Origin of the sequence: Steroidobacter sp., assembly GCF_016790065.1 — a bacterium.
Lineage (GTDB): Bacteria > Pseudomonadota > Gammaproteobacteria > Steroidobacterales > Steroidobacteraceae > Steroidobacter.
The window spans coordinates 1-10,331 of sequence record NZ_JAEUPY010000316.1 but is presented as its reverse complement, the minus strand read 5'-3'; the positions used below and the strand labels follow the sequence as shown (position 1 = coordinate 10,331).

General features: G+C 61.6%; 9 protein-coding genes. 1 reads left to right on the top strand and 8 read right to left on the bottom strand.

What is annotated here, in order from left to right:
* Positions 1-176: 176 nt before the first annotated feature.
* Positions 177-1,121 (top strand): LysR substrate-binding domain-containing protein, encoded by a 945-nt coding sequence (locus JNL55_RS13355; RefSeq protein ID WP_293853702.1) that lies wholly within the window; start codon positions 177-179, stop codon positions 1,119-1,121.
* Between the two features lie 13 nt (positions 1,122-1,134).
* On the opposite strand, the gene JNL55_RS13350 is transcribed toward JNL55_RS13355, so the two are convergent.
* The 8 genes from JNL55_RS13350 to JNL55_RS13315 form a co-directional block, all read right to left on the bottom strand.
* Positions 1,135-1,686, bottom strand: coding sequence for an RBBP9/YdeN family alpha/beta hydrolase (locus tag JNL55_RS13350; protein WP_293853700.1), 552 nt, complete (start codon positions 1,684-1,686; stop codon positions 1,135-1,137).
* Positions 1,683-2,696 (bottom strand): cysteine synthase A, encoded by a 1,014-nt coding sequence (cysK, locus tag JNL55_RS13345; RefSeq protein WP_293853698.1) that lies wholly within the window; start codon positions 2,694-2,696, stop codon positions 1,683-1,685. Before cysK ends, JNL55_RS13350 begins: the two co-directional genes overlap by 4 nt.
* 126 nt (positions 2,697-2,822) lie before the next feature.
* A complete protein-coding gene (locus tag JNL55_RS13340) occupies positions 2,823-4,415 on the bottom strand; it encodes an ABC transporter ATP-binding protein (RefSeq protein ID WP_293853695.1) in 1,593 nt (530 codons plus the stop codon).
* Position 4,416: 1 nt separating this feature from the next.
* Positions 4,417-5,484 (bottom strand): ABC transporter permease, encoded by a 1,068-nt coding sequence (locus JNL55_RS13335; RefSeq protein ID WP_293853693.1) that lies wholly within the window; start codon positions 5,482-5,484, stop codon positions 4,417-4,419.
* A 1-nt stretch (position 5,485) separates the two neighbouring features.
* Complete coding sequence (locus JNL55_RS13330) at positions 5,486-6,559, bottom strand: microcin C ABC transporter permease YejB (protein ID WP_293853690.1); 1,074 nt, start codon at positions 6,557-6,559, stop codon at positions 5,486-5,488.
* 37 nt (positions 6,560-6,596) lie between these two features.
* A complete protein-coding gene (locus JNL55_RS13325; RefSeq protein ID WP_293853688.1) occupies positions 6,597-7,352 on the bottom strand; it encodes a class II aldolase/adducin family protein in 756 nt (251 codons plus the stop codon).
* A 141-nt stretch (positions 7,353-7,493) separates the two neighbouring features.
* Positions 7,494-8,606, bottom strand: a complete 1,113-nt coding sequence (locus JNL55_RS13320; protein WP_293853686.1) for a class II histone deacetylase — start codon at positions 8,604-8,606, stop codon at positions 7,494-7,496.
* A 460-nt stretch (positions 8,607-9,066) separates the two neighbouring features.
* Positions 9,067-10,331 (bottom strand): amidohydrolase family protein (locus JNL55_RS13315; RefSeq protein ID WP_293853684.1); only part of this gene is annotated, 1,265 nt, incomplete at its 5' end.

The window sequence follows — 10,331 nt, the reverse complement described above, 5'->3', positions numbered from 1 at the left end:
GCACACCCCATATGCGCCCGATGCACAGCGCTCATGCTCATTCGTCATGACCGCGTTACTGGCAACGCATCGTAGACAGGGCATCATTACCTGAAGCATTGATAGCCGACCGCCCGAAGGAATCTGGGAACAGTAAGGGGGGAGCGAGACCCTGTAGCACCGAAGGTGTCCGAAACATGAATTTCCAGCAACTGCGCGCTGTCCACGAAGCGATCCGGCGTAATTTCAACCTGACCGAGGCGGCCGAGGTGCTGCATGCGTCGCAGTCGGCGGTGTCGCGCCAGATTCGCGAACTGGAAGACGAACTGGGCGTCGACATCTTCCAGCGTCATGGCAAACGGTTGATCCGCCTGACCGAGCCCGGCCATGAAATCGCGCAGATCATCGAGCGCATCCTCAAAGATCGCGCCAGCCTGAAGAAGGCCTCTGAAGAGTTTCGGCGCAACGACGGCGGTAATCTGACGCTGGCGGCGACCAATGCACAGGTCCGCTATCGCCTGCCAGACGTCATCATGGCGTTTCGTCACGCCTACCCACAGGTGCACCTGTCGTTGTATCAGACGTTCCCGGCGCAGATCGCCGAGCTGGTCAAATCAGGGCAAGTGGATCTGGGCCTGCTACCTGATGGGTTGGCCCACTCGTCGGACGTGGTCACCTTTCAGGCCTACTCGTGGACGCACCGGATCGTGGTGCCTCAAGGCCATCCGCTGCTGGCCAAAGCCTTTCCGTCGCTCGAAGATATCGCGCGCTATCCCATCATCACCTTCGAGGAAGGCATGGTCGGCCGCGACAACATCGAGGAGGCGTTTCGCGACCGCGGCTTGACGCCGAACATCATCATCTCGGCCGTCGATTCGGATGTGATCAAGACCTTCGTCTCGCTCGGGCTGGGCGTCGGCATCATTGCCGAGAAGTCGTTCGATCCCAAACTCGACGATCGATTGGTCGCGCTACAGACCCGGGATGTCATCAAGCCGATCACCACCAGCATCGCCATCCGGCGCGGCACCTACCTGCGCAGCTATGCGCTCTCTTTCATTCAGAGCATGGTGCCAGCGCTCACGGCACAGTCGATTCGTGAGCGGCTGGAAGCGCCGGTCAATCTAGTGACCGCCGCTTGAACTGCAGGCGGCCTCAAGCCGCCTGCGCTGCCTGCTGCAATCTCGCCAGCAAGTGCGCACCGTAGTGCCACTCGCCCAGATCCGCAGCCGTACCCAGATGGCCGAACGCCCCCGGCACATGCAATTGCGCCCCCCACGCTCGCGCTAACAGGGCGGCGCGTTCGAGGGTCACTCGCGGATCATCGGAGCTCGCCACCACGATGCTTTGAAAAGGCAGTCGCTGCTGAGGAATCGGTGCGAACCCAGTCGTGCCGACAGGATAGTCGTCGCGCTCCACATCGCTCGGCGACACCAACAGCGCGCCGACAACCGGCCCGTGATGACGCGTGGCCCAGTGCGCCACCGTCGCGACCGCCAAGGAATGCGCGACCAGGATCACTGGCGAACGCTCCGCATTGATCGCGGCATCCAGCGATTGCACCCACTCGGCACAATCCGGATTGTGCCACTCACGGTGCAGCACCCGACGATAGCTCGGGTTGTGGCGTTCCCAGACGGTCTGCCAATGTTTCTCTCCGGAGTTGCCGCGTCCGGGGACCAGCAGGATTCGGGTTGACGTACTCATCGAGACACCTCCGCGTGGGTGCTGGACGAGTCTGACTGCGGGGCGTCCTCGAAAAGCACCGTGGATAGATAACGTTCGGCAAAGTCCGGAATGATGACGACGATGGTCTTGCCTGCATTCTCGGGACGCCGTCCCAATTGCAGCGCAGCCCACACCGCCGCGCCTGCGCTGACACCGACCGGAACGCCTTCGCTGCGCGCGAGACGTCGTGCCGTGGTCAACGCTGCATCGTCGCCGACCGTCACGATCTCATCGATCAAACTGCGATCGAGGAACGTGGACAGATGACCTGAACCGATGCCTTGAATCTCATGATGTCCCGCCTTGCCTCCGGATAAGGTGGCACTGCCGGCGGGCTCCACTGCGACCACTTTGATCGCAGGGTTGTAGCGCTTCAGCACTTGGCCCACGCCGGTGAGCGTGCCGCCAGTACCCACGCCAGCGACGAAGATATCGACCTGGCCGTGACTGTCGCGCCAGATCTCCTCAGCCGTGGTGGCACGATGGGCCGCAGGATTGGCGGGATTCTCGAATTGTTGAAGCACCACGGAGCCGGGAATCTGCGCGTTGAGTTCCTTGGCTCGCCGGATCGCGCCACTCATCCGCTCGCCCGCCGGCGTCAGCTCGATGCGCGCGCCCAGGAACTGCACCATCCGGCGTCGCTCGATGGACATGCTCTCCGGCATGCACAGAATCAGTTCGTAACCCTTCGCGGCGGCGACAAAGGCCAAGCCGATGCCGGTGTTGCCCGAGGTCGGCTCGATCAACACCGTCTCGCCGGCCCGAATGCGTCCATCGCGCTCGGCCGCTTCGATCAGTGCCGCGCCCAGGCGATCTTTGACCGATGCCAACGGATTGAAGAACTCCAGCTTGCCGACGATACCAGCCGGCACCTGATATTCCGCGGCCAATCGATCGAAACGCACCAGCGGCGTGGCACCGATGGTCTCGAGAATATTGCCGTAGATTCGGCCCCGAAACGCCGTCTTCGAATCAAGCTCCGCACTCACTCCCGACTTCCTCCACTCAGCGTCCTGGGTCTGCAGGCTAAAGGCATCGATCCGCCGAGGGAAACAACAAAAACGAGAATGCATTGACGCTCACGCCCCGCCAGTGGTCGAGTCACCGACTCGGCGCTAGAACGAGGCTTCGACCAGTTCACGCGTGTAAGCGTGGGTCGGCTGGGTAATCACGGTTTCAGTCTCGCCGGACTCCACGATGTGACCGTCCTTCATCACATAGATCCGGTGCGCCATGGCCCGAATCACCGCCAGATCGTGGCTCACCAGCACGTAGCTCAACCGATACTTGCGTTGCAGTTCCGACAGCAGCCGCAAGATCTGATTCTGGATGGAAACATCCAACGACGACGTGGGTTCGTCCAGCACCACCACCCGGGGTGAGACGATCAACGCGCGAGCGATAGAAATGCGCTGGCGCTGCCCACCGGAAAACTCATGCGATAACGCTCGCAGCGAACGCAGCGGTAGCCCGACATCATCGAGCGCGGCCAGCACACGATCGCGGCGTTGGCTTTCATCCAATTCCGGGAAATGCAGTCCGAGCCCCTCGCCGATCAGCCGCTGCACGCTGTACTTCGGCGACAGCGAAGCGAACGGATCCTGAAAGACCGCTTGCAAATGCTTGCGCAGCACTCGCCAGTCGGCGCTGCGCTCGACCTTCCGCTGATCGAACACGATCTCGCCGGCACAGGTCGGCTGCAAGCCGAGAATGGCCTGACTCAGCGTCGACTTGCCCGATCCGGACTCGCCGACGATGCCGATGGTCTCGCCCTCGCGCAGTTGTAGATCGGCAGAGGCGACCGCCGCGAATCGATCCTTGGAGAACCAACCGCGCCAGCCGCTGCGTGCTTTCGGATACTCGACCCGAAGCTGCCGCGTCTCCAGCACCACCGGCGCATCGTCCGCGACCGCAGTCACCTGACGTTTCGGTTGGCTCGCCAGCAACATCGATGTGTAAGGATGCTGTGGCGAGCAGAACACTTGCTCGGTTGCGCCGGACTCGACCACGCGTCCCTGCTCCATCACGACCACGCGCTGGGCGAAATGACGCACCAGATTGAGATCATGACTGATGAGCAGGATGGCCAGGCCATCGCCACCACGGCGATTCTCTTCCTCCTGCAGTTCGAGCAGCGTCCTCACGATCCGGGCGCGTGTGCTTACGTCCAATGCAGTGGTCGGCTCATCGGCGATCAACAATTTGGGACGACAGGCCAAGGCCATGGCAATCATGGCTCGTTGCCGCTGTCCACCCGACATCTGGTGCGGATAGCTGTCGACTCGTCGCTCTGGCTGTCGCACACCGGTGCGCGCCAACAACTCGATGGCTCGCTCGCGAGCCGCGCGTCCCTGCAGTCCCTCGTGCAATGCCAAGGTTTCGATGATTTGATTGCCGACGCTGTACAGCGGATTCAGAGCCGTCATCGGCTCCTGAAAAATCATCGCGACATCCGAGCCACGCAGGTCGCGAATCTCTGCCTCACTCGCCCGGGTCAGATCGCGATCCTGAAACAAGATGCGCCCCGTGATTCGGGCACGCGGCACCAGACGCAGAATGGACAGCGCCGTGACGGTCTTGCCCGAGCCGGACTCGCCGACCAAGGCGACGCGCTCACCCGCGTTCACGGTCAGATCCAGATCGTGCACGACCGGCTGTCCCGCGAACGCAATCGACACTCCCTGCAGCTCGACCAACGGTGTGCTCACGTCACGCTCCTTCCGGCAACGGCAATTCCCTGGAATCGGTGCGCAGCGTCCCACGCAGCGCCTCTCCCATGAACGTCAGCAGCAGTAGCGCCAACACCAACACGGCGAAGGCCGACATGGCGATCCACCAGGCACTCAATGTTTCCTTGCCTTGAAGCAACAACAGTCCCAAGCTCGGGTCCGGTGCAGTCGCGCCCAGCCCCAGAAAATCCAGACTGGCGAGCGTCATGATGGCCGCGCTCAGGCGGAACGGCAGGAAGGTGATGACCGGCGTCAAGCTGTTGGGCAGGATGTGACGCCAGGCAATCTGCCAATGCGATAGCCCCATGGCTCGGGCCGCCTTCACGTACTCGAGCTGCCGATTGCGCAAGAACTCGGCGCGCACGTAGTCGGAGAGCGTCATCCAGCCGAACAACGTCAACAGGATCAGCAGCACCACCAGGCTGTAGTCGAAGATCGATGCGAAAATGATCACCAGATACAGCTCTGGCATCGCGCTCCAGATCTCGATGAAGCGCTGCGTGAACAAGTCCACTTTGCCAGCGAAGTAGCCTTGCAAGGCACCGACCGCAATGCCGATCACCGTGCCCGCCGCGGTCAAGATCAGCGCGAAGGTAATCGACGTGCGGAAGCCATACAGCAATCTCGCCACGATGTCGTAGCCGGCGATGTCGGTCCCCAGCCAATGCTCGCTCGACGGCGGGCTGGGCACATACTCCAGCGCGGTGTAGTAATCGAGCGTGTCGTAGTAGTAGCGATTGATGGGAAACAACGCGAAGTTGCCCGGCGCCTCCAACTGCGCGAGCACCACCGGGTCGTGATAGTCGGCGCGGATCGGCAGCGTGCCGCCAAAGGTCCGCTCGTCGTAGTCCTTGAACAGCGGGAAGTACCAGTCGCCTTGATAGCGCACGATCAGCGGCCGATCGTTGCAGACCAGTTCGCCCGCGAGACTCAAGCAATACAAGCCCAGAAACAGCATCAGGCTCCAGTAGCCCAGCCGATTGCTTCGGAAACGCCGCCATAGCGCACGCCCCACGGTCTCAGGCGCGTCTTCGCGTCCGTCTGCCATGTCAGTGCGCCCCTGCTTCATATTTGATGCGCGGATCGGCGACGACGTACGCCACATCGCCCGCGAGCTTGGTCACCAACCCGATCAGCGTGAACACGTAGAGCGTGCCGAGCACGACCGGATAGTCGCGCGTCTGGATCGACTCATACGACAGTAGTCCCAGACCGTCGAGGGAGAACAGCGTCTCGATCAGTAGCGTGCTGGTGAAGAACGCGGCAATGAAGGTGGGCGGAAAGCCCGTGATCAACGGCAACAGCGCGTTACGAAAAATATGCTTCCACAGGATGCGCCGTTCCGGCACGCCCTTGGCGCGCGCCGTCAACACATACTGCTTGTCCATTTCGTCGAGGAACAAGTTGCGCGTCAGTAGCGACTTCAACGCAAAGCTGCTGACCACCATCGCCGTAACCGGCATGGCGATGTGCCAGAGGTAATCCAACAGCTTCGGCAACGTCGCGAGCTCATCCCAGTTGTCCGACGTGAGCCCACGCAACGGAAAGATTTCCCAGAACGTCGAACCGCCACCGAACAGCACGATGAGCAGCACGCCCAATACGAAGCTGGGCAAGGCGTAACCCACCAGCAGCAACACCGTCGTCGCGGTATCGAACGGCGTCCCCGAGCGCAGCGCTTTTGACACCCCCAGCGGCAGCGAGATCAGATAGGTCAGAAACAGGATCCACGTACCCAGCGACAGCGACACCGGCAGCTTCGAGACGATCAGCGACCAGACACTTTGGTGATGAAAGTAGCTCTCGCCCAAGTCGAAGCGGAGGTAGCCCGAGAGCATGTGCAGATATCGTTCGTGCAGCGGCCGATCGAACCCATAGAGCGCGGTGAGTTCAGCCACTTGTTCCTCATCGATGCCCTGCCGACCGGTGTAGGCCCAGAGGCTGCCGCTTTCGGCCGAGCCCTCGCCCGTAGCGTCGGAACGCGCGCCTTCGCTGTACAAGCGCGCTAACGCGTGATCGATGGGACCGCCCGGTACGAACTGGGTGACCACGAAGCTGAGCGTCAACACGCCCAACAAGGTGGGCACCATGAGCGCCAGGCGCTTTAGCAGATAGGGCCACATGAGAATTCAGCTCACTGCCGCAGGCGGCGTGCGGACATCAGGTGAGCAGGTCCGGAAACTGGTGGACGATGCTCTCGTAGTACGGCTGGAAGTTCAGGCGTGACTTCTCGGAGCCGTTGCTGTCCGAGATGTGACGCGCCGTCTCGGCATCCAGTTGCCAGGGTTTCTGACCGGTGGCTTCCACCGCCAATTGCACCTGGCAGACTTTCTCGGTCAACAGGAATAGATACGCCGCCTCTTCCACCGAGCGGCCGACCGTGAAGATGCCGTGGCCTTTGAAAATGATGACTCGATTGTCACCAATGGCTGCGGCCAAGTTCTCCCGCTCACCGTCTCGATAAGTGTCGTAGATCGTGTGCCGCTCATACAGCACGGCGGCCTCCGCCGAAATCGGATCCAGCAGCCGATTCAACGTGGACCACGCTGTCCCATACGTCGAATGCACATGCGCGACGGCATTCAGATCGGGCCGCGCCTTCAAAATGATGGTGTGTGGATTGATGCCGCCGGGGTGAATGTAGCCATTGCCTTCCAGCAGCTGGCCGTCGAAGCGGATGCGCAGCAGGTCGCTGACCTTGATCCGGTCGAAGGTGCGCACGAACGGATTCATCCACAGCTGATCGGGAAATTCCGGGTCACGCACCGAGACGTGGCCCATGACGCCCTGCTCGAAGCCGTGCTTGCCGAACAGCCTGAAGGTCGCCGCCAGCTGCTGCTTGTTGTACTCGCGCTGCTCCGCGGGGGAGGCGAACGTCTGCTGCGGCGGCCTTGGAAGTTGCTTGGTGTCGATCATGGGTGCGCGTGGTACCAGTCCATCGCACACGCTAACGTCACCCGCCGCCGCAGGGAAACGAGAAAATCAGGAATGCATCGACCGTTGCCGCTGCGCTGGCCTGCCAAGTTGTCGAGGTAACATTTTGGCTACGACGCGCTATTAAAGGCGATCCAACAAAGGGATGGCAGCATCGATGGCAAGCGACTGGTGCGGTTGCAGTCCCTGCTGTCCCCAGCCCTGAACCATTTCGAGGAAAGGATCGACGATGCGCGTGCGTACGCCGCTCAGTTCCTCCATCACGGCGAGTCCGCAGTACGGCGCTTGCCACGGCGAATATCCGCCTTCATGAGAAAACACCAGCCGTCCGTTGCACAGGTCGTTGGCCGCGGCCATGAGTATCGCCGTCAGCCGTCGATAGCTGTCACTGTGCAATTGCATACGCCCCATCGGATCGAGGCCGCCGGCGTCGAATCCGGAAGCCACCATGATCAGCTCCGGTTTGAAACGCTGTAGCGCCGGAATCACGACGCGTTCGAAGGCCGCGATGTAAGCACCTTCACCCGAACCCGGCGGCAACGGCACATTCATGTTGTAGCCGGCACCCGCACCGGCGCCGTTGCTTGCGACATCGCCGCTATCGCGAGGAAACAATCGATCCTGATGAGTCGATACTGTGAGCACGTCGCGTTCTTCGTAGAACGCCTGCTCCGTGCCATTGCCGTGGTGAACGTCCCAATCGACGATGGCAACGCGCCCCACGCCCAACTGCGCACGCGCATGCATCGCCGCTAATGCGATGTTGCCGAACAGACAAAAGCCGCGACCGCGGTCCCGTTCGGCATGATGTCCCGGTGGGCGAACCAAGGCGTAGGCATTGCGCACTTGGCCAGCAATCACTGCTTCCACCGCGCGCCGGGTGCCACCGGCCGATAGCAAGGCAATGTCGAAGCTGCCTCGACCGAACGGTGTGAGCACGCCGGCATCACCGCCACCAGCGGCCGACAGTTCTTTGATGCATTGGATGTAGTCGCGCGTGTGGAATCGCGCCAGGTAGCTTTCATCCACCGGCTCTGCGCGCAATCGCTGGAGCGAGTCGCTCAACCCGCTCACCTCCAATAGATTGCGGAAGCGCCGCTTCGCCTCGGGGCTCTCGACATGTTGGCCTGGTTCGACGGCCAACCCAGGCGGCATGACACCCGCCGCAGCGCCGGTGTGATGCCATAGGTAGAGTTCTTCGAAGACGAAGCCCGTGCGCCACGCTGTCTCTTGCATCCCTTTGCCCCGTCTGAGAACGAGGCTAGGATCATTGCCGAGCGTGGACAGGCTGAGAAGGCGCGTTCTACGCGATCAACGGTGCTTCCCAAGCACCGCGATCCGGGCACCGCTAAGGAAAAGTACTTCACCGGCGCATCCCACGCTGCCACCGGGCGGAACGCGAATCGCTGAAACTCGCCTTTCGGATTGATCTCCAGCATCACCGCCACCACCTCCCGATCGAAGCGCGCGCGGTAGTGATAGATCGTGTCGTTACCGAGCTTCTCGAACGCGAATAGGTTGACGTCCGTGAGCTTGCCGTACGGCTGCCGGGTTCTTGGCATAGCTGTCGATGAACCCTGTCCGGCCCGACGCTGTCAGCGACGCAGCCTCATCTACCGGCATCTTACGAGTGGTCAGCGCCGACGCGCACAACAGCACTAACGATGCCCAGCTGGCCAACGCTCGCCGAATCGACTCAGTTCGCACGTTTGTGCTCTCCCGCAGCAGCATCGCCGTTGCTCAGTTGTGTTGTGCCATTGGGCTGGTGCCGGACGGTTTCGAGCCGCTTGAACCACGGCGCAGGCATCGGACGTTGCCGTGGCCACACCTCATCCAGCGTGTCACCGACATAGAGCCGCCCGTTCTTCATCACGAACTCGATCTCCTGCGCGTGGCGAATGTCCTCGCGCGGATCGCGAGAAAGAATGACCAAGTCGGCGAGCTTGCCGTTCTCCAGGCTGCCCAGGTCATCGGCACGGCCGATGAATTCGCTGCCGTTGCGAGTTGCAGCCCGCAGCACCTGCATCGGGGTCATGCCGCCGCTCGCGAGCGCCTGCATTTCCCAGTGGTAGGCGACGCCTTGAAACTCGCCATGACTGCCGATACCGACGCGTCCGCCCGCCTGTGCGATGTCCCGCGCTACTTGCGCAACACGAGGGAACGTCTGCTCGTCTTCGCGAAACCAGCTTCGCCGACGGGTGTTCATGTCCAGAACGAAATGCGGCATGAACCGATTCATCTTCGGATTCTCGTGCGGCGTCTGGGTGATGTAGAAATAGTTGGCCGCTCTGGGCCCGCTATCCGTGACCACCACGGTGGGCGTGAAACCCATCCCGGTGCGTGCAAACAGTTCCGTCACGTCCCGATACACCGGCAACGTTCTCAGATCGTGCTCGTTGCCGTGGTAGCCGTCGATCGCATGCGTCAGCGCGGTCTGCAGCGAGATGTTTTCGACAGTGGGCATCATGCCCAGCTGGTTCGCCGCATTGATCAGCAGTTGCCGCCTGTGCCGGTTGCCGATCAAGTAACTCTTGATGTTGTGAGTCCCGTAGCCGTCGCGATAGCGACGCTGGACCAGCCGCATGTCTTCGGCAGTTTCCAGTGGCTCGCCGCTGAGGCCCACGCCGCGACCGGTGGAAAACGCACGTTGCCCCGTCATCAACCCCGCATCGATCATGTCAGCGTAAGCAAACACATCCTGCGTGAACGATTGCGGATCGAGGCCCGCCGTCACGCCATGCGCCAGATTGATGTTGAAGGTCCAAGCCTGCAGATCGAGCACATCGAAGCGGCTATGCAGCCAATGCGCGTGCGTGTCGATGAAGCCCGGCACGATGAAGCGCCCTTTGACATCGCGTACGACAGCATCCTTGGGAATAGTCACTTGTCCCGCGCGCCCGACGGCAGAGATGCGGTTGTTGACGATGACGACGTCGGCATTCTCGATGACCTCATCGCCGT

Bases quoted from the DNA above. Each gene is read 5' to 3' on its own strand.
- JNL55_RS13355 (WP_293853702.1), top strand. From the start codon at position 177: ATGAATTTCCAGCAACTGCGCGCTGTCCACGAAGCGATCCGGCGTAAT.
- JNL55_RS13350 (WP_293853700.1), bottom strand. From the start codon at position 1,686: ATGAGTACGTCAACCCGAATCCTGCTGGTCCCCGGACGCGGCAACTCC.
- JNL55_RS13335 (WP_293853693.1), bottom strand. From the start codon at position 5,484: ATGGCAGACGGACGCGAAGACGCGCCTGAGACCGTGGGGCGTGCGCTA.
- JNL55_RS13330 (WP_293853690.1), bottom strand. From the start codon at position 6,559: ATGTGGCCCTATCTGCTAAAGCGCCTGGCGCTCATGGTGCCCACCTTG.
- JNL55_RS13325 (WP_293853688.1), bottom strand. From the start codon at position 7,352: ATGATCGACACCAAGCAACTTCCAAGGCCGCCGCAGCAGACGTTCGCC.
- JNL55_RS13320 (WP_293853686.1), bottom strand. From the start codon at position 8,606: ATGCAAGAGACAGCGTGGCGCACGGGCTTCGTCTTCGAAGAACTCTAC.